This window comes from Parafrigoribacterium soli, from assembly GCF_040227235.1.
GTDB lineage: Bacteria > Actinomycetota > Actinomycetes > Actinomycetales > Microbacteriaceae > Parafrigoribacterium_A > Parafrigoribacterium_A soli.
Genome location: NZ_JBELNZ010000002.1, coordinates 61,546 through 81,166, shown reverse-complemented (window position 1 = coordinate 81,166; position 19,621 = coordinate 61,546). Strand labels below are relative to the sequence as shown.

At 66.8% G+C, this 19,621-nt stretch carries 15 protein-coding genes and 1 other RNA gene; 8 read left to right on the top strand and 8 right to left on the bottom strand.

The features are described 5' to 3' along the window. The first annotated feature begins 17 nt into the window (after window positions 1–17). On the top strand, window positions 18–980 hold the full coding sequence (lipA, locus tag ABUA37_RS04605; protein ID WP_349898629.1) for a lipoyl synthase: 963 nt from the start codon (window positions 18–20) through the stop codon (window positions 978–980). 5 nt (window positions 981–985) lie between these two features. Further along, on the top strand, window positions 986–1,699 hold the full coding sequence (locus ABUA37_RS04600) for a DUF4191 domain-containing protein (protein ID WP_349897956.1): 714 nt from the start codon (window positions 986–988) through the stop codon (window positions 1,697–1,699). A gap of 5 nt (window positions 1,700–1,704) precedes the next feature. Here the strand turns inward: ABUA37_RS04600 and ABUA37_RS04595 are convergent, their stop codons facing one another. After that, window positions 1,705–2,091 (bottom strand): RDD family protein, encoded by a 387-nt coding sequence (locus ABUA37_RS04595; protein WP_349897955.1) that lies wholly within the window; start codon window positions 2,089–2,091, stop codon window positions 1,705–1,707. A 214-nt stretch (window positions 2,092–2,305) separates the two neighbouring features. On the opposite strand from ABUA37_RS04595, the gene glnA reads away from it, so the two are divergent. Next, the gene (gene glnA / locus ABUA37_RS04590; protein ID WP_349897954.1) at window positions 2,306–3,730 is read left to right on the top strand and encodes a type I glutamate--ammonia ligase; all 1,425 of its coding nucleotides are present in this window, start codon (window positions 2,306–2,308) and stop codon (window positions 3,728–3,730) included. Between the two features lie 57 nt (window positions 3,731–3,787). On the opposite strand, the gene ABUA37_RS04585 is transcribed toward glnA, so the two are convergent. Both ABUA37_RS04585 and ABUA37_RS04580 read right to left on the bottom strand, forming a co-directional pair. Next, window positions 3,788–6,742 (bottom strand): bifunctional [glutamine synthetase] adenylyltransferase/[glutamine synthetase]-adenylyl-L-tyrosine phosphorylase, encoded by a 2,955-nt coding sequence (locus tag ABUA37_RS04585; RefSeq protein WP_349897953.1) that lies wholly within the window; start codon window positions 6,740–6,742, stop codon window positions 3,788–3,790. Window positions 6,743–6,761: 19 nt separating this feature from the next. Beyond that, window positions 6,762–8,099: a glutamine synthetase family protein gene (locus tag ABUA37_RS04580; protein ID WP_349897952.1), complete on the bottom strand. Its 1,338-nt coding sequence runs from the start codon at window positions 8,097–8,099 to the stop codon at window positions 6,762–6,764. A gap of 70 nt (window positions 8,100–8,169) precedes the next feature. Here ABUA37_RS04580 and ABUA37_RS04575 point away from each other — a divergent pair, with 70 nt between their 5' ends. The 3 genes from ABUA37_RS04575 (at window position 8,170) to gdhA (ending at window position 12,169) form a co-directional block, all read left to right on the top strand. Beyond that, a complete protein-coding gene (locus ABUA37_RS04575; protein ID WP_349897951.1) occupies window positions 8,170–9,906 on the top strand; it encodes an NAD+ synthase in 1,737 nt (578 codons plus the stop codon). A gap of 13 nt (window positions 9,907–9,919) precedes the next feature. Further along, complete coding sequence (gene panB / locus ABUA37_RS04570) at window positions 9,920–10,753, top strand: 3-methyl-2-oxobutanoate hydroxymethyltransferase (RefSeq protein ID WP_349897950.1); 834 nt, start codon at window positions 9,920–9,922, stop codon at window positions 10,751–10,753. 66 nt (window positions 10,754–10,819) lie between these two features. After that, complete coding sequence (gene gdhA, locus ABUA37_RS04565) at window positions 10,820–12,169, top strand: NADP-specific glutamate dehydrogenase (RefSeq protein ID WP_349897949.1); 1,350 nt, start codon at window positions 10,820–10,822, stop codon at window positions 12,167–12,169. A 31-nt stretch (window positions 12,170–12,200) separates the two neighbouring features. On the opposite strand, the gene ABUA37_RS04560 is transcribed toward gdhA, so the two are convergent. After that, on the bottom strand, window positions 12,201–12,371 hold the full coding sequence (locus ABUA37_RS04560; RefSeq protein ID WP_349897948.1) for a methionine aminopeptidase: 171 nt from the start codon (window positions 12,369–12,371) through the stop codon (window positions 12,201–12,203). 32 nt (window positions 12,372–12,403) lie between these two features. On the opposite strand from ABUA37_RS04560, the gene map reads away from it, so the two are divergent. Next, window positions 12,404–13,267, top strand: a complete 864-nt coding sequence (gene map / locus ABUA37_RS04555) for a type I methionyl aminopeptidase (protein ID WP_349897947.1) — start codon at window positions 12,404–12,406, stop codon at window positions 13,265–13,267. A gap of 38 nt (window positions 13,268–13,305) precedes the next feature. Continuing rightward, window positions 13,306–14,058, top strand: a complete 753-nt coding sequence (gene ppgK, locus ABUA37_RS04550; protein WP_349897946.1) for a polyphosphate--glucose phosphotransferase — start codon at window positions 13,306–13,308, stop codon at window positions 14,056–14,058. Between the two features lie 8 nt (window positions 14,059–14,066). Here the strand turns inward: ppgK and rnpB are convergent. The 4 genes from rnpB to ABUA37_RS04530 all read right to left on the bottom strand — a co-directional run bounded on the left by rnpB (window position 14,067) and on the right by ABUA37_RS04530 (window position 19,476). After that, window positions 14,067–14,444, bottom strand: an RNA gene (rnpB, locus tag ABUA37_RS04545) — RNase P RNA component class A. Window positions 14,445–14,468: 24 nt separating this feature from the next. Next, window positions 14,469–15,209, bottom strand: coding sequence for a zinc ribbon domain-containing protein (locus tag ABUA37_RS04540; protein WP_349897945.1), 741 nt, complete (start codon window positions 15,207–15,209; stop codon window positions 14,469–14,471). A gap of 49 nt (window positions 15,210–15,258) precedes the next feature. Then, window positions 15,259–16,077 carry a Nif3-like dinuclear metal center hexameric protein gene (locus tag ABUA37_RS04535; RefSeq protein ID WP_349897944.1) on the bottom strand — a complete coding sequence of 273 codons (819 nt, stop codon included), beginning with the start codon at window positions 16,075–16,077 and terminating at the stop codon, window positions 15,259–15,261. Window positions 16,078–16,143: 66 nt separating this feature from the next. Then, complete coding sequence (locus ABUA37_RS04530) at window positions 16,144–19,476, bottom strand: purine-cytosine permease family protein (protein WP_349897943.1); 3,333 nt, start codon at window positions 19,474–19,476, stop codon at window positions 16,144–16,146. Window positions 19,477–19,621: the final 145 nt, after the last annotated feature.

Sequence of the window (19,621 nt, the reverse complement as noted above, 5' to 3'; positions counted from 1 at the left end):
CGCCCGAGGGCCGCAGGATGCTGCGCCTCGAGGTTCGCAATGCTGAGACTCCGATCGAACGCAAACCCGAGTGGATCAAGACCCGGGCCACCATGGGACCCGAGTATCTCTCCCTGCAGGCCCTCGTCAAAGACGAAAACCTGCACACGGTCTGCCAGGAGGCGGGTTGCCCGAACATCTACGAATGTTGGGAAGACCGGGAGGCCACCTTCCTGATCGGCGGCTCGCAGTGCACCCGTCGCTGCGACTTCTGTCAGATCGATACCGGCAAACCGGCCCAGTACGACACGGATGAGCCGCGAAGAGTCGCCGAGTCCGTGGTCGCCATGCAATTGCGCTACGCGACGGTCACGGGGGTCGCCAGGGACGATCTCCCGGACGAGGGCGCCTGGCTCCACGCCGAGACCGTGCGGCAGATCCACGAGCAATCACCCGGCACCGGGGTCGAGATCCTCGCGACCGATTTCTCAGGCAACCCCGAGCTTCTCGGCGAGGTGTTCTCGGCGCGACCGGAGGTCTTCGCGCACAATGTCGAGACGGTGCCGCGACTGTTCAAGCGCATCCGGCCCGCCTTCCGCTACGAGCGCTCGCTCGACGTGCTGAGCCAGGCTCGCGCCGCCGGCCTCATCACCAAGTCGAACCTGATCCTCGGGATGGGCGAGGAACGCCACGAGATCAGCCAGGCGCTTCACGACCTCCACTCCGCCGGTGCCGACATCATCACGATCACCCAATACCTTCGACCCAGCCCGCGGCACCTGCCGGTGGACAGGTGGGTGAGGCCCGAAGAGTTCGTCGAGTTCAAAGAGGAGGCCGAGCAGATCGGATTCCTCGGTGTGCTGGCCGGGCCGCTCGTGCGCTCCTCCTACCGCGCGGGCAGGCTCTGGGCGCAGTCGATGGCGAGCAAGGGGCGCGAGGTTCCCGAACAGCTGCGCCACCTCACGGATGCGTCGCTCGGGTTTGCGCAGGCCGTATCCTAGGTACCATGGCACGCGAGAAAACCCCCGCAACGAAGTCCGCGAAGGAACCCGGTCGTCTGAAGCAGATGTACCAGGTCTTCCAGATGACCAGGCGCAACGATTCGACGGCGATCTGGTGGATGGCACTCGGCTTCCTCGGGCCGATCGCCGTCGCGCTCATCCTGGGTTTCATCCTTTCGGGCGCCAACCCCCTGAGCTTCGCGCTCTGGATCGTCACGGGTGTGCTCGCGGGCGTGCTGGTGTTCCTCATCGTGCTCGGCCGCCGCGCCGAGAAGGCCGCATACTCGCAGATCGCGGGCCAGCCCGGGGCTGTCGGGGCGGTGCTGAAGAGCTCGCTCAGGCGCGGCTGGACGGCCAGCGAGATGCCCGTCGCGGTGAGTCCCCGCACCCAGGACGCGGTCTACCGCGCCGTCGGCCCCGGCGGAGTCGTCCTCATCGGTGAGGGTCCACAGTCGCGCACCCACAAGATGCTCGACGAGGAGCGCCGCCGCATCGCCCGCGTCCTGCCAAACGTCGTCATCACCCTGCAGCACGTGGGGCCCGATCCCGACTCGATTCCGCTGCACAAGCTCGCCGCCCGCATGGCGCGCGCGAAGCGCACGCTCTCGAAAGCCGAAATCTACACCGTGAGCAACCGGCTCAACTCGCTCACGAGCAGCAAGCTGCCCATCCCCAAGGGAATCGACCCCACCAAGGCTCGCGCCCAGCGCCGCGCCTGAGCGACTCAGCGGCGCACGAGAACTGTTCCGCTGAGCCGGTCGTGCATTCCGCGCTGGTCGTGATCCCAGATCACGGCCGGAATGACGATGCAGAGAAGCAACGTCCTCATGACGGGACGCAGCACGCCGACCCAGCCGCCCGAGACCGGCACGACGCGCATCCCGAACACCAGGTGCCCGATGCTGCCGCTTGCCAGCGCGATGAAGATCACCTGAAGCGCCGCGAACAGCGCCAGGGTCACCCAGACGTTGCCATCGAAGAAGGCGTACGAGACCAGGTACGCGGGCAGCCAATCCACGATGAGTGCGCCGATTCTGCGGCCAAGACGGGCGACGGAGCGCGGTCCCGAGGGCGGCAGTCCAAGGCGACGCCCCGGCCAGTCATCGCTCACTGTCGTCGACCGGGTTGCGGGGCTGCCATGCGACAATCCTATGAGGCGTGTGCTGCGCGCGGAGCCGGCCCGGTCATCCGTCGTGGTACCGCGACCTCGCCACGCGTAACATCCTCGAAACAATAGCGACACCGTCGCGAAATCCCGCGAGCCTAGCATCGCGGTGGTTGCATTCTGCAGTCGTCCCCGTAGCAAACCCCTTGGAGTTCATTCCATGTTCAGCGATTCATCAGAGGTGCTCAAGTTCATCAAGGACACGGATGTCAAGTTCCTCGACATCCGCTTCACCGACCTTCCCGGTGTGCAGCAGCACTTCAACATCCCCGCCTCGACCGTCGACGAGGAGTTCTTCTCCGTCGGCCAGTTGTTCGACGGCTCATCCATCCGCGGCTTCGCCTCGATCCACGAGTCCGACATGCAGCTGATTCCGGATGTCTCCACCGCCTACGTCGACCCCTTCCGCGTCGAGCGCACGCTGATCATGATCTTCGACATCTACAACCCGCGTAACGGCGAGATCTACGCCCGCGACCCGCGCCAGGTCGCCAGGAAGGCCGAGAAGTACCTCGCGTCGACCGGCATCGCCGACACCGCATTCTTCGCGCCAGAGGCCGAGTTCTACATCTTCGATGACGTTCGCTACGACGTGCGCCAGAACGAGAGCTTCTACGCCGTCGACTCCGACGAGGGTGCCTGGAACTCCGGGCGCAAGGAAGAGGGCGGCAACCTCGGCAACAAGACGCCGTTCAAGGGTGGCTACTTTCCCGTGAGCCCCGTCGACAAGCAGGCCGACCTGCGCGACGACATGAGCCTCAAGCTCATCGACGCCGGCCTCATCCTCGAGCGCGCACACCACGAGGTCGGAACCGGCGGCCAGGCCGAGATCAACTATCGCTTCGACACCATGGTGCACGCCGCGGATGACCTGCTGAAGTTCAAGTACATCATCAAGAACACGGCCACCGAGTGGGGCAAGACGGCGACGTTCATGCCGAAGCCGTTGTTCGGGGACAACGGATCGGGCATGCACACCCACCAGTCGCTGTGGAGCGACGGTAAGCCGCTGTTCTACGACGAGTCCGGCTACGGCGGACTCAGCGACATCGCGCGCTGGTACATCGGTGGACTGCTCAAGCACGCTCCGGCGGTGCTCGCGTTCACGAACCCGACCCTCAACTCGTATCGCCGGCTCATCCCCGGGTTCGAGGCGCCGGTCAACCTCGTCTACTCGGCTGGTAACCGCTCCGCGAGCATCCGCATCCCGATCACGGGCACCAACCCGAAGGCCAAGCGCATCGAGTTCAGGGCACCGGATGCCTCGGGCAACCCGTATCTCGCCTTCGCCGCGCAGCTGATGGCCGGCATCGACGGCATCAAGAACCGCATCGAGCCGCACGAGCCCGTCGACAAGGACCTGTACGAGCTGCCGCCGGAGGAAGCGAAGAACATCCCCCAGGTTCCCGCGTCGCTCGACGAGGCACTGAGGGCCCTCGAGGAGGACCACGAGTTCCTCACCGCGGGCAACGTCTTCACGCCCGACCTGATCCAGACCTGGATCGCATACAAGCGCGAGAAGGAGATCATCCCGGCCGCGCAGCGCCCGCACCCCTTCGAGTACGAGCTCTACTTCAGCGTCTGATTCACCCGAGCGAAGGCCGCGTCCGATCTTCGGGCGCGGCCTTCGTGCGTTCGCGGCTCAGACCGAACCGTAGAAGCGCTTCTCGAAGACCGCTCTGGCGAGGCGCGTCACCCTGAGGTAGTCGTCGTCGAGTTCGGTGGCCGACCCCGGCGGGTATCCCATGATCCTCGCTATGCCGTCGAGCTGCTGGCGGTCGGTCGGCAGCACATCCAGGGTCTTCGCCGTCCAGAGGGTGACCGCGGAGCGAGCCCTCGAGGCGAAGATCCAGGCGTCGCGCAGGCGGCGCTCCTCGGCATCCGGAATGAAGCCCTCGGCAACGGCGACCTCGAGCGCTGCCAGCGTCGACGTCGTGCGCAGGGCCGGAACGGCGTGACCGTGTTGGAGCTCGGTGAGCTGCACGAACCACTCGACGTCGCTCAGCGAACCCCGCCCGAGCTTGAGGTGTCTCGCGGGATCCGCACCCTGCGGCAGGCGCTCGGACTCCACCCTCGCCTTGATGCGCTTGACCTCGCGCACGTCCTTCTCCGGGATTTCCGCGGGGAATCTCACCTCGTCGGCGAGGGCCTCGAAGTCCCGGATGAGTGGCTCCTCCCCCACGACTCCCCGCGCTCTCAGCAGCGCCTGCGCCTCCCAGGTGAGTGACCAGCGCTGGTAGTAGGCGCGATAGGAATCGAGCGAGCGCACAACGGCGCCGTTCTTCCCCTCCGGTCTGAGATTGATGTCGAGGTCGAGCGGCAGGCGGAGGTCCTCGGTCAGCCGAAGGATGTCCGAGACGATCGCCTCGGCCCGCGACTGGGCCTCCTCGCCGCTCAGCGAGGTCGCGCGATAGACGTAGACGACGTCGGCGTCCGAGCCGAAGCCCAGTTCCTGTCCGCCGTACCGACCCATCGCGATGATGGCGAACTCGAGTCCGTCATCGACGTGGTGCACGGCGGCGAGAGTGCCGGTGAGAAGCGCCGTGGTCACGTCGGAGAGGGCGCGACCCAGCGTCTGCACGTCGATGAGTCCGAGTACCGACGCGATCGCGAGCCGCAGCACCTCGCGGCGGCGGGCCGTGCGCAGAGCCGGGGCGGCGGCATCCGCAGTGCCGTGCCTACCCACAGTGGCGAGAGCCTCATCCCGCAGCGCCTCGAAGCTGCGCGGCTGCAGTTCCTCTTCGTTCTCGAACCAGGCCGCCGACTCCGGGATGACCTCCAGCAGCGAGCCGACGAACCTCGAGCCCGCGAGCACGTTCGTGAGCCGCTTTGCCGCGCCCGAGGAATCGCGGAGCATGCGCAGGAACCAGTACGACTCCCCCAGTTCGTCGCTCAGGCGGCGAAAGGCCAGCAGTCCGTAGTCGGGGTCGGCGCCGTCGGCGAACCACTCGAGCATGACGGGCAAGAGGTGGCGCTGGATCTCGGCGCGTCGGGAGACACCCGAACTGAGGGCCGCAATGTGCCGCAGCGCGCCAGAAGCATCGCGAAAGCCGATCGCCGAGAGGCGCGCCGCGGCCTGTTCGTTCGTGAGCGCGAATCCCTCCTCGGGCAGCGCAGCCACCGCCGACAGCAACGGTCGGTAGAACAGCCGCTCGTGCAGGCTGCGCACCGCGAGCTTCACGCGCGCCCAGCTCTCGGTGAGTTCCTTGGCGCTCGACGTGAGGCCGGTCGAGCGCGCGAGTGCGCGCAGGGCATCCGGGTCGCTGGGCATCAGGTGCGTGCGCTGGAGCCTGGAGAGCTGAAGCCGGTGCTCGAGCAGCCGGAGGAAGCGGTAGTCGCGCGCAAACTCGGCGGATTCGACGCGGCCGATGTAGCCGTGGTCCGCGAGCGCACTGAGCGCCGGCAGGGTTCCCGCCTGCCGCACATCGGGGTCGGTCTGACCGTGCACGAGTTGCAGGAGTTGCACCGTGAATTCGACGTCGCGCAGCCCGCCTGGGCCGAGCTTCAGCTGGAAGTCGAGTTCCTCACGCGGGATGTTCGCGGTCACGCGCTCCCGCATTCGCTGCACGCCCTCGACGAAGTTCTCCCTGGATGCGCTGCTCCAGACGAGCGGGGCCACCGCTGCGCAGTACCGCCGGCCGAGTTCGAGGTCGCCGGCCATCGGTCTGGCTTTGAGCAGAGCCTGGAACTCCCAGCTCTTCGCCCAGCGGTCGTAATAGGCCAGGTGCGACTCCAGGGTGCGCACGAGCGCTCCGTCCTTGCCCTCGGGGCGGAGATTCGCGTCGACCTCCCAGAGCGCCGGTTCTCGTGCGAAGTCGTGGATGACGCGCATCGTCATCATCGCCAGCCTCGTGGCGATCTCCACCGTCCGTGCCGTGTCGAGCGACTCCACCCCGTCCGGAGTCGCCGCCGCCTCGGCGACGAAGATGACGTCGACGTCGCTCACGTAGTTGAGCTCGCTGGCGCCTGCCTTTCCCATGCCGATGATCGCGAGCCTCGTCGCGGCGACCTCCGCCTCCGAATAGGGCACTACCGAGCGAGCCACGACGAGCGCAGCGTCGAGCGCAGCGGCCGCGAGATCGGCCAGCGCGGTTGTGACCGTATCGATTGCGGCCAGCGGATCATCCTGCTCGAGATCAAACGAGGTGAGGCGTGCCAGGTGGTGGCGGTAACACACCCTGAGCGCTATCCAGGCGGCATCCTCTGATGCGTCCTCGGTCCCGGAAACCGCCGCGAGCAGCTTGGCGCGGTACTCGTCCCTGCTGAGCGGCGCGCTCAGTCCCGTGCGCAGAGAGTCGAGTTCATCCGGATGCCGATGAAAGAATTCACCGAACCCCGATGACGCCCCCAGCAAGCGAATGAGCCTTTGTCCCCCGCCCTCGGCGACGAACAGCGAGACGACCGGCTTCGGGGAGTCGCGCAGCAGTGCCACGAGCAGTCGTAGCGCCTGGTCGGGGTCCGCACTCTCGGCGAAGAAGGGCAGCAGATCGTCGGCGGTCAGATGCTCGTCCAGCTCAGAGAGCAGTTCGGCGGCGGCGCTCAGTTGGGCGAATCCGATCCGCGCGAGCTCCGTGAGAGTGCTGTGATGCCGCGACATGAATCTCCTCAGTCCGCGATCAGAGCATCTCCAGGTTGCTCTTGAGCTCGTAGGGAGTGACCTGCGCCCGGTATTCCTTCCACTCCTGCCGCTTGTTCAGCAGCACGTAGTTGAAGACCTGTTCGCCGAGAGTCGAGGCCACGAGCTCGGAGCCCTCCATGAGCGACACGGCGTGGTCGAGGCTCGACGGGAGCGAGCTGTACCCGAGCGCACGGCGCTCCGCGTCGCTGAGTCCCCAGACGTTGTCCTCCGCCTCGGGCGGGAGTTCATATCCCTCCTCGATGCCCTTGAGACCCGCGGCGAGCATGAGCGAGAACGCGAGGTACGGGTTCGCCGCAGAATCTATCGCGCGATATTCGACGCGCGCGCTCTGGCCCTTGTTCGGCTTGTAGAGCGGCACCCGGATGAGCGCCGAACGATTGTTGTGCCCCCAGGTGATGAAGCTCGGAGCCTCGTCGCCGCCCCACAGCCGCTTGTACGAGTTCACGAACTGGTTCGTCACAGCCGTGATCTCGGGAGCGTGCTTGAGGAGGCCGGCGATGAACTGCCTGCCGATCTTCGAGACCTGGTACTGCGCTCCCGCCTCGAAGAAGGCGTTCGAGTCACCCTCGAACAGCGACATGTGGGTGTGCATGCCGGAACCCGGATGCGCGGACAGTGGCTTCGGCATGAACGTCGCGTACACGCCCTGCTCGATCGCCACCTCCTTGACCACGGTGCGGAAGGTCATGATGTTGTCCGCGGTCGTGAGAGCGTCCGCGTAGCGAAGATCGATCTCGTTCTGCCCGGGTCCACCCTCGTGGTGGCTGAACTCGACCGAGATGCCGAGGTCCTCGAGCATGCGCACCGAGCGGCGCCTGAAGTCGTGGGCGGTGCCGCCGGGAACGTTGTCGAAGTATCCGGCCGAATCGACGGGCTTCGGGCCCTTCGGCCCGTATTTCGAGCTCTTCAGCAGGTAGAACTCCACCTCGGGGTGCGTGTAGAAGGTGAAGCCTCGCTCCGCCGCCTTGGCCAGCGTGCGTTTGAGCACGTTGCGCGGATCGGCCACCGCGGGCTGGCCATCCGGGGTCGTGATGTCGCAGAACATTCGCGCCGTCGGGTCGACCTCGTTGCGCCACGGGAGGATCTGGAACGTCGTCGGGTCCGGGTGGGCCAGAACGTCCGCCTCATAGGAGCGCGTGAGCCCTTCGATCGCCGATCCGTCGAAACCGAGGCCCTCAGAGAACGCTCCCTCGACCTCCGCCGGGGCGATGGCAACGGACTTCAGGGTGCCGATGACATCCGTGAACCAGAGCCTGATGAACTTGATCCCGCGCTCTTCGATAGTGCGAAGAACGAAGTCACGCTGCTTGTCCATTGGCTCCTCAATTTCACGTGTCGCGGGCGCGGTCAATGCGGGCCCAAAGCCCGCTATTAGGCTAGTGGCTATGCCCCGACTTCGCTTGGCGCTCGCGCAGACAAACCCCGTCGTCGGAGACCTTTCCGGCAACTCCCAACAGCTCATCGCCGCGGCTCGCCGCGCGCGCGACGCGGGTGCCGACCTGCTCGCCTGTGGCGAGATGGCGCTCAGCGGGTACCCGATCGAAGACCTCGCTGCCAGGCCCGAGTTTCTCGCCGCGTGCTCCACGGCGGTGCAGCGCCTGGCGAAGGAGCTGCAGGATGCCGGACTCGGCGACCTTCCCGTGATCGTCGGTCACCCCGACGGCCCGTTCACACCCCGGCTGATCGGCACGAGCCATGCACCGACGGCGATAGCCGAGAACCGCGCGAGCGTGCTGCATCACGGTCACGTCAAGGCGAGCTACACGAAGCACCACCTTCCCAACTACTCGGTGTTCGACGAGTACCGCAACTTCATCCCGGGCGACGACCTCCTCGTCCTCAGGATCAAGGGCGTGGATGTCGCCGTGATCATCTGCGAAGACCTGTGGCGCGACGGGGGCCCGATCGCGCGGGTGCTCGAGGCCGACGCCGGGCTTCTCGTCGTGATCAACGCATCGCCGTTCGAACGCGACAAGAACGAGGTGCGGCTCCCCCTTGTCACCCGGCGCGCCGTGGAGACCGACACCATCGTCGCCTACGTGAACATCGTGGGCGGGCAGGACGACCTCGTCTTCGATGGCGACAGCGTCGTCGTCGACGGCAAGGGCACGATCCTCGCTCGTGCCCCGCAGTTCGAGGAGCACCTCCTCGTGGTCGACCTCGACCCGGAGCCCGCAGGCGAGGGCGAACTGCCCGAGCACGTGCGACGCCTCGAGCTTCCTTCCTCGAACCCCGCACGGCAGCCCGTCCCCGTCGACATCGCCACGCTGCCGGACCCGCTCGAACAACTGTGGAACGTGCTCGTCCTCGGCCTGCGCGACTACGTGCGCAAGAACGGCTTTCGCTCGGTCGTGTTCGGGCTCTCCGGCGGCATCGATTCGGCCGTGTGCGCCGCGCTGGCCGTCGACGCGCTGGGTGCGGCATCCGTCTACTGCGTCTCGCTGCCGAGTCGCTACTCCTCGGGTCACTCCCGCTCGGACGCGGATGAGCTCGCGGAGCGCACGGGCGTGAACTACAGCGTCGAGCCGATCGCCGACCTCGTGCTGCCGTTCGAGAACCAGTTGCACCTCGACGGGCTCGCCGCCGAGAACCTGCAGGCGCGGGTGCGGGCCGTGATCCTCATGGGCCTCTCGAACCAGCACGGACACCTCGTGCTCACCACGGGCAACAAGACCGAGATCTCGGTCGGGTACTCCACCATCTACGGCGACTCCGCCGGCGGTTTTGCCCCGATCAAGGACGTTCCGAAGACCCTGGTGTGGCAGCTCGCACGATGGCGCAACGAATTCGCGACCAGCCGCGGCGAGACACCCCCGATCCCCGAGAACTCCATCTCGAAGCCGCCGAGCGCAGAACTGCGGCCCGACCAGACCGATCAGGATTCGTTGCCGCCCTACGAGGTGCTCGACGGCATCCTGGATGCCTACATCACCAAGGCGCTCGGACCCGCCGACGTCGTGGCGCTGGGCTTCGATGCCGAGACCGTCGACTTCGTCATCCGCCTCGTCGACCGCTCGGAGTGGAAGCGCAGGCAGGGCGCGATCGGGCCGAAGATCAGCGGCATCGCCTTCGGGCGTGATCGCAGGCTGCCGATCACCTACCGGCCGACAACCCTGCCGTAGCTAGACTCGACCCATGACTGATCCCGCCGCAGCGGCAGCACAGGCAAATCTCAAACGGGTTCGCACGAGGCATTTCCGCTCGGCCAAAGAGAGCGGCATCAAGATCACCGGCCTCACGAGCTACGACCAGCTCAGCGCGGCGATCTTCGACCAGGCCGGCATCGACTTCCTGCTGGTGGGTGACTCGGCGGGCAACAACGTGCTCGGCTTCGACACCACGCTGCCGGTCACCGTCGACGAACTGATCCCCCTCGCGCGGGCCGTCGCAGGCGCTGCCACTCGGGCGCTCGTCGTCGCAGACATGCCGTTCGGTTCCTACGAGTCCAGCCCAGAAGAGGCGCTCCACACGGCATTCCGCTTCATGAAGGAGACCCACGCGCACGCGGTGAAGCTCGAGGGCGGGGTGCGCAGCGCCGAGCAGATCCGCAGGGTCGTCTCCGCCGGCATTCCGGTGATGGGACACATCGGGTTCACCCCGCAGAGCGAGCACGGACTGGGCGGACACATCATCCAGGGCCGCGGCGAGGGGGCAGAACAGCTCCTCGCCGACGCGCACGCCGTTGAGGACGCCGGCGCATTCGCCGTGGTGCTCGAGATGGTGCCGTCGGACGTCGCCGCTCGCGTCACCGCCGAACTGGCGATCCCCACGATCGGGGTGGGAGCCGGTCCCCACGTGGACGGCCAGCTGCTCGTCTGGACCGACTGGGCGGGCTTCACGACGGGACGTATCCCGAAGTTCGTCAAGCAGTACGCGAATCTCAGCGCCGTTCTGACGGATGCGACCAAGGCCTTCCGCGCGGACGTCGAGGCCGGTAACTATCCCGCACCAGAACACGAGTACGAGTAGTCTCTTGAACTGCGCCCTCCCCACGGGGAGCCGGTGCCTCCTCGCTCCCGAGTATGAAAGTTCTCCATGCATCCTGCGCTTCCGTCCGAAATCCGTGCTGTCTACGAACGTGCGCTGGCCCGCAACGCCGGTGAGGCGGAGTTTCACCAGGCGCTGCTCGAAGTGCTCGAATCGATCGCACCGGTTGTAGCGCGCCATCCCGAATACACGGAGAGCGGCGTTCTCGAGCGCCTCGTGGAGCCAGAGCGCCAGATCATGTTCAGGGTTCCCTGGGTGGATGACGCCGGCACCGTGCGCGTCAACCGCGGCTTCAGGGTGCAGTTCAATTCCGCGCTCGGCCCGTACAAGGGCGGCCTCCGCTTCCACCCGAGCGTGAACCTCGGCATCATCAAGTTCCTCGGCTTCGAACAGATCCTGAAGAACGCGCTCACTGGCCAGGGCATCGGCGGTGCAAAGGGTGGATCCGACTTCGATCCCCACGGCAAGTCGGGCAGCGAGATCATGCGTTTCTGCCAGAGCTTCATGAGCGAGCTCTACCGTCACCTCGGCGAGCACACCGATGTGCCCGCCGGTGACATTGGCGTTGGCGGACGCGAGATCGGCTTCCTGTTCGGTCAGTACCGCCGCCTCACCAACCGCCACGAATCGGGAATGTTCACCGGTAAGGGCGTGCAGTGGGGTGGTGCGGAGGTTCGCACCGAGGCAACGGGTTACGGCGCGGTGTTCTTCACCGAGGAGATGCTCGCGACCAAGGGCGAAGGCGTCGAGGGCAAGACGGCGATCGTGTCGGGATCCGGCAACGTCGCGATCTACGCGATCGAGAAGGTGCAGCAGCTCGGCGGCAAGGCGATCACCGCCTCCGACTCCTCCGGCTACATCGTCGACGAGGCCGGCATCGACGTGGAGCTGCTCAAGCAGGTCAAGGAGGTCGAGCGCCTGCGCATCTCGGAGTACGCGGCGCGCAGACCCGGCGCTCGCTTCATCAACTCGGGAAGCGTGTGGGACGTGCCCGGAGAAATCGTGCTGCCCTCAGCGACCCAGAACGAGCTCGACGTGGATCACGCGCGCACGCTCGTGAAGAACGGCGCCGTGGCCGTGGCCGAAGGCGCCAACATGCCCTGTACTCCCACGGCGGTCGAGGTCTTCCATGAGGCCGGCGTGCTCTTCGGACCTGGCAAGGCCGCCAACGCGGGCGGCGTCGCGACCTCGGCGCTCGAGATGAGCCAGAACGCCGCTCGCCAGCGTTGGGACTTCGACGCGAGCGAAGAGAAACTGCGCGCCATCATGCGCAACGTTCACCGCTCCGCCTACGAAGCCGCGGAGACCTACGGGCACCCGGGAGACTACGTTGTCGGCGCGAACGCGGCCGGCTTCATCCGAGTCGCGGACGCCATGATCGCTCAGGGGCTGATCTAGCTCCGACCGGTGCCGATCTACGGCCGAGGGACTAGTCGTTCCTCGCGTCTTCCTCGGCCCACGCCTTGGAACGCGCCGCAATGATCTCGGGCGCCCGCTCAGCCTCTTCGCGTGTCTTGAACGGCCCGTCGAGGTCCGCCGGAAGGGACTGCTTGCCCTCTTCGACGGTGCCGGTGCGGATGTTGTAGTACCACTCAGTCATGGGACGTGCCTCCTCGAACTAGTATCGATCCTATGCCCCGGGATTCAGCAGGACACCTCACCCCGGGCAGGATCTCCCCGCCGCGCGCCGTGCCAAAGCACATCACAAGGCCCGAGTACGTGGGGCACGCCGAGCCCGCGCCATTCACGGGATCGGACGTCTACGACGCCGAGGCGGTGGAGCGCATCAGGGAGTCCGGCAGCATCGCCGCGCAGGCCATCGAACTCGTCGGCGCCAGCATCCGGCCCGGAGTGACGACCGACGAACTGGATGCGATCGGCCACGACTTCATCGTCGCCCACGATGCCTACCCCTCGACGCTCGGCTACCGCGGCTTTCCCAAGTCGCTGTGCAGCTCCGTCAACGAGGTCATCTGCCACGGTATCCCCGACGACACGGTGATCGAAGAAGGCGACATCGTCAACATCGATATCACCGCCTTCAAGAACGGCGTGCACGGGGACAGCAATCGCACTTTCATCGCGGGAGCGGCGAGCGAGGAGGCGGTCGCACTCGTGGAGCGCACGCGCGAGGCGATGAACCGCGGGATCAAGGCCGTCGCACCGGGCAGACGCGTGAACGTCATCGGCCGGGCCATCGAATCGTATGCCCGCCGCTTCGACTACGGCGTCGTGCGCGACTTCACCGGACACGGCGTCGGTGAGGCGTTCCACTCCGGCCTCATCATTCCCCACTACGACTCCCCCGCTTTCGACACCGAGATCGTCGCAGGCATGGTCTTCACGATCGAGCCGATGCTGACTCTGGGCAGTCAGGACTGGGAGATGTGGGAGGACGGTTGGACGGTCGTCACTCGGGACCGCAGCCTCACCGCCCAGTTCGAGCACACGCTCGTGGTGACCGACCGCGGCGCCGAGGTCCTCACTCTTCCCTGAACACCCATCGGGCGTTGCCCGAGACCAGAATGGATGGCATGAGCAAGCACAAGGCACTCGGTATCGACATCGGAGGCACCGGCATCAAGGGCGCGGTGGTCGACGTCTCCACGGGCGAACTGCTCAGCGATCGAATCAAGATTCCCACGCCAGAGGGTGGCGAGCCCGACGCGATCGTCGAGACCGTCTACACACTCGTCGATCAGCTCGGCCGGCTCGGCAAGAAGGAGCCGATCGGGGTCTGCTTTCCCGCCGTCGTGATCAAGGGCAAGACCCTCTCGGCCGCGAACGTGTCTGATAAGTGGATCGGCCTCAAGGCCGAGAAACTCTTCGAGGAGCGCCTCGAACGCGACATCCACTTCGTCAACGATGCGGATGCCGCGGGCTTCGCCGAGAACCGCTTCGGCGCGGCGAAAGACAGCAAGGGTCTCACGATTGTGACGACGCTCGGCACGGGAATCGGCACCGCGCTGATCTACAACGGCGTGCTGATTCCGAACGCGGAGATCGGACACCTCGAGATCGACGGTGTCGACTACGAGACGATGGCGTCCTTTGCAGCGAAGGAACGCGACGACCTCGACTGGGAGGCCTGGGCCGAGCGACTGCAGCGGTACTACTCGAAGCTCGAGGACTACTTCTCGCCGGAGCTGTTCGTCGTGGGCGGCGGCGTGTCCAAGGAGTACAAGGACTTCCTGCCCCTGCTCGACCTCAAGACGGAGATCGTGCCCGCGAAGCTCCGCAACAACGCCGGGATCATGGGCGCCGCAACACTGGCGGCGGAGGGCTAGCGGCGGAGCGAATGGGCCGGCTGCTACGCCGGGTTCTGTCCCCACCTTGCGGTGCTGGACGGTCATCTATCTACGATGTACGTTGCCGCACACCTCTAGCGGTCTACCCGGAAACTGGACGAGCAGCCCGTTTGCTTCCTGTTGACCTTGCTCCGGACGAGGTTTACCCAGCCGACCCGATCGCTCGGGCCGCTGGTGGTCTCTTACACCACCGTTTCACCCTTACCCCCGTGTGCCTCCTTGCGGAGGACGCACGATGGCGGTCTGCTTTCTGTTGCACTTTCTCGCGGATTGCTCCGGGTGGGTGTTACCCACCGCCCTGCTCTGCGGAGCCCGGACGTTCCTCGGCACGCACTGCTGCGTGACGCGACCGTCTTGCCGACCCATTCCCGATAAGTGTATCGGGCCGCTCAGATGCCGGATTCGTTGGTGCGCACGAGGATTGCGTTGCTGTCCGGGCACATCAGCACGTCATCCGGTGCTGCCGAGCGAATCACGGCCATGTCGTTCTCGTTGAGGCGCACGCCGCTCGCGCTCGAGACGCCGCCGCGAAGTAGGGACGCCCCGAAGCCGTAGCGCTCGCGCTGCCGCTCGTACAGCGCCAGGAGATCCGCCGGCAGCTTGCTCGCGATAGTCGAGCGATTGGCGGCCGCGTGGGTGCGCTCGCCCGCGAGCGAGCCCAGCGCGGCGTCACGCTCTGCCTCGACGCTGGCGATCTTCGCCTGTGCCTCGTCGAATCCGGCACGCGCCTGGGCGGCTGCAGCCTCCAGCGCCTCTACGCGCTCCATCACGCCGAGCTCGAGCTCCTCGAGTTCGAGCTGGCGTCTGCGGAGGCCGGCCAGCTCCGCCTCGAATCCCGCGACATCCTTGACCGACGAGGTCGACTGCATCCGCTCGGTGTCGCGGGCGATGCGGTTCTCCACGACCGTCACGTCCGCTTCGATTCTCGACAGTTCGAGCTGGGCATCTTCGAGTGCGCCGTTCGCACTCAGCAGCTCATGGCGAAGTGCTGAGGCCTCGCTCGTCAGCGTGACGAGTGTCGCCAGTTCCGGCAGCGTCTTCGCCCTGTGGTCGAGCTGCTGCAGCAGGGTGTCGATCGACTGCACCTGCAGGAGCTGCGCCTGGTCGTCCGGGCTGGCTTTCAATGGCATGTCGCCCTCACTTGGTCGTTAGCGAATCGATGGATGTCTGCGCGGATGGTCACTGCACGATGCTGAAGTCCCAGGGGTCGGTACGCGTCTCACTCACCGTGACCGACACCCCCGGCAGCGCGTCTCGGAGTTCCGCAGCCGCGGTGTCGAGCCACAGCCATTCGCTCGCCCAGTGAGAGACGTCGATGAGCGCCGGGCCGCCGACGAGTTTCGCGTTCTCGCGAGCCTCGGAGGCGGGGTGATGCCGCAGGTCAGAGGTGATGTAGACGTCCGCCGCGAGCACGGCGGGCTCCGACAGCAGCGAATCGCCCGCGCCGCCACAGAGCGCCACAGACTGCACCTCACGGTCGAAGTCTCCGCTGACGCGGACACCGGATGCCGTGGGCGGCAGCAGGTCTGCGAGCATACGTGCCAGGCGTCCCAGCGTCACCGGTGCGGTCAGTCGCCCGGTGCGACCGATCCCCCGGCTCGGGCTCTCGCCCGTCGTGATCGGGGCGATGTCCAGCAGTCCCAGCCGGTTCGCCAGGACGGCGGACGTGCCGGTCTCCACGACATCCGCGTTCGTGTGCGCCGCAATCAGCGCGCACCCTCCGCGAATGAGGGAGGCGAGCACCGCGCCCTTGTAGCGGTCCTCGGCGATCGAGGTCACGCCGCGCAGGAGCAGGGGATGGTGTGCGATCAGGAGCTGCGCGCCGAGCTCAAGCGCCTCGTCCACGACCTCCGTGACGGCATCGACGGTGAGCAGGATGCTCGATACACCGGCGGCGGGGTCGCCCGAGAGCAGGCCAGGAGCGTCCCATGCCTCAGCGCCCGAGAGCGGCCACAGGCGATCCACGACGGCGCGCACGTCGGCAAGGGTGTGAGGCATCTGCACATTCTACTTTCCCGCGGTGCGCGGGTTGGGGCGCCCATCCGGTCTCTCGATCGGACGACGCTAGAGGTCGGTTCGCTCCTGGCGGCGCACGGCGGGGATGCCGACGGCGAGCGGTGTCGCGAGGCCGATCGCGAGGGCGAGGAGCACCCCGAGGTCGCTCGCGGCCACCACACCGTCTGCCGGCACACCGAGCAGGGTGAAGCCGTAGCCCTGCCAGGAGAGCCAGCCGACGGTAGCCGAGGTGAAGGCGAAGCCGATAGCGGATGCCACAAACAGCATGACGAGATTCACCCAGTTGACCGCCGGGTAGACCCCGCCGGGCGTCAGCAGCGACTGCTCGTGGAAGCGCCTGCGCCTGATCATGACCTCGGCGGCGAAAATGCCCGCCCAGGCCGCGACCGGAACGGCGAGACTCGTCGCGAAGTCTCGGAAGACCCCGGAGATGCCACTTCCCGAGAGCACGATGAGGATCGTGAGGGCGAAGAGCACGATGCCGACGACGACCACGCTCCACTGCCGCTTCAACCGCATCCCGATGGCCTGAAGCGCGAATGCGCCCGAGTACAGGCTGAGGGCGACTCCCGACAGCAGGCTCAGCACCGTCGCCGCGAGCAGCGGAATCGGGTACCAAGCCGGGATCATGAGTGCGATCGCGTCGAGCGGCGCCTTCAGGAGGTCACCGGAAATGTCGGGATTGGACGCGGCCAGCAGCGCGCCGTACGCGATCAGCAGGAATGCGGGCAGGGTGGCGCCGAACGACGCCCACAGCGAGGCCGCCGCCCCGGACCCCGAGGCGCGCTGGTACCGCGCGACGTCGCCGCTGCTGTTGGCCCAGACCAGGCCGACGAAGCTGAAGACGAGCACGACGCCGGTCACGACAAGGATCCACGGCCCGTCGCCGACGGTAAGGGCGGTGCGGATGTCGACCGCGTGCCAGGTCACCACGAGGAGCCCCACGATGAGCACGGCCGAGACGATGGTGAGCACGAGCTGCACCCTCGCCAACAGCGGATAGCCGAAGAAGGCGATGAGGAAGGCGATCACGAGACCGAGAGCCGCCGCGATGAGCGTGAGCAGTTGCTCGCCGAGCGCACCACCGAGCGAAGCACCCACGAGGATGTGTGCCGTTGACGCGGCGACCAGCCAGAGCAGCACCGCGCCCCAGAACAACCTCGTGACGAAGGCGAGGATGGCGGGAACGATGTTGCCAACCAGTCCGAAGGTCGCGCGCGAGACCACAATTGTCGGCTGCCCGCTCCACTTGCCCGCGAGGGTGCCGAGGCCGAGCGGCAGGAACGAGATCGCGACACCGATGAACGCGGCGAGAATGGCCTGGCGCAGGCTCATGCCCAGGCCGAACAGCGCGGCGCCGAAGGCCACGCTGACGACCGAGGAGTTGGTGGCGAACCAGAGCCAGAACATGCGGGCTGCGCGACCGGTTCTGTGCTCCTCAGGCGTCGCTTCCTCGCCGCTCAACTCGATGCTGAACACGCGCGTGGTCACCGGCAGGCGCGCGACACCCTGGTCCTCGACCGCACCCTGCTCCTCGACTGCGCCATGCTCCTCGACTGCTTCGGGCGGCGTGGTCGGCAGCACCACCACGCCCTCCGAGGTCACCGGGAATGGCCCGACGAGTTCGCCCATCGCACGATCCGTCTCATCGATGTCGTCGTCATCCGAATCGGTGTCGAGTGTGCGCCCGTCCATGTCGGGTGCATTCAGGGTCGGCGCGTCGCCGGCCGGAGCCTCGGCGACCGGAACATCGATGGCGGGCGCCGCGGCCTCCAAGGCCGGCAGGATCGGCGGTTCGGTGTGCACGAGCGAAAACGGTCGCGTGCCCTCAGTGGCGAGCGGAGCTTCGATGTCACCGATGAGAAGCGCATCAAAGTGTGGATTCGCTGGTCGCACGGTGGCCCGCACCGTGGGTGCATTGGGATCGACGAGTTCGTAGAGAACCGGTGCTTCGGGGACGTTCGGCTCGTCCACCGGAGCCTCCGGAAGCTCCGCAGCGGCGTTCTCCGGTGCGAAGCGGGCCGCATCCGCCAGCTCGGGTCGCAGAGCTTCAGTCGGTACGGTGTCGCCCGACCCTGATCCACGCGGCGCCTCATCGGGCGGCCCAGCGCTGTCGTCGACAGACGACTCATCGGGGTGGTCAGCGAGCTGTTCGCCGGCCGCGTCGCGCGCCTGCTCCACGGGAGGCCTCAGCCACGGTGGGCGAAGCACGATGTCGTCGCTGAGGTTCGGCTCAGCGAGCATGCCTACCTCGACGCGCTCTTCCAGGCGCGGCGGCGGAAATTGCTCCGGGTGGAGGAACGGCGCGGGACCCGGGGCGGGCGGGTCGGTCGGAGGTGCGAAAGATTCGTACTCCGCGGGTGGTACGGGAGCGTCCTCCGGAGCCGAAACGTCGCGACCCCCCTCGGTCTCCGGTGCAGCTTCTGCTTCCGCCGGGGCGGCCCCCACATCTGTCGCGGCGATCGTCGGCGCAAATCGCGTGACCGGCGGCTCGTGCGGCTCGGCAGGCGGTTCGGTTCCGATGCCGCGGTCCCCTTCGGTTTGTACCGTCGGTTCGGTTGCCACAGTCGGTTCGGTTGCCACGATCGGTGCGGGTGCTGCAGGAGCTTCCGGCTGTGCGGAAGGCTCGACTTGCACGGACGATTCGGCTTGCACGGACGGCCCGGGAGGCGGCACGATCAGCGAACCGGCCGGCGGCGTGAACGGGGCCGCATCCGCATCCGGCGCTGGCGGCGTCCAGCTGGCTCGATCGGCGGCACCGTCCGACGACTCCGTGTGTTCGACCTGGGTCGGCGGTGGCACCACCGGCACCGCCTGGGTCGTGATGATGGGTATCACGCCGGTGAACTGGGGAACGACTTCGGCAATGGTCTCGAGAGCCTCGGGCGTGCCGATGGCCCGCATCCGGCCTTCCCATGCCGTGAACTCGGCAGCTTCCTGCTGGCGAAGCTCCAGCTCCGCCTGCAGTTGCTCGATCGCATCGAGGGTGTTCGCCGGCTTCTCCACCTCGGGAGAGAGGGTGCGCAGCAGTTCGTCGTCCTCCAGCGACCTGCGTCGCGGGGGCTCGGGAAGTTCGTCGGCGGTTGACGTGGAAGGCGGAGCCGACGGTGACGTTGGGCTCTCGGGCGCCCGGGCTCCGGACTCTACTTCGGCGTTCCGCACAGACTCGGGGGAAGCATCCGCGTCGTCAACTCGCGTGTCCTGTGCGCGTTCGCTCTGCTCGCGGTCGCCGTCGGACTGCTCCCCCAGCGGCTCCTCCCACTGGAGAAACGCGGGTGGAAATGTGCCTGTGGGCGGCGTGTAGGTCGAGCGTCGCGGTCCCGCCGGTACATATGGCGTGCCAGCGACGTCGCTACCGCTCACCTCGTCGTTCTCAGCCATGCCCAAATGATATGTGGATGCGGGGCCGATCCCCCGCTGACGGGCCGCAATCTCGGCGTCTGGCGCCCAGGTCAGGCCGGTGACGACACGATCCCGAATTTGTTCGGATGCTTTACTAAAGATTGGGGCAGCGGTAATAATACGG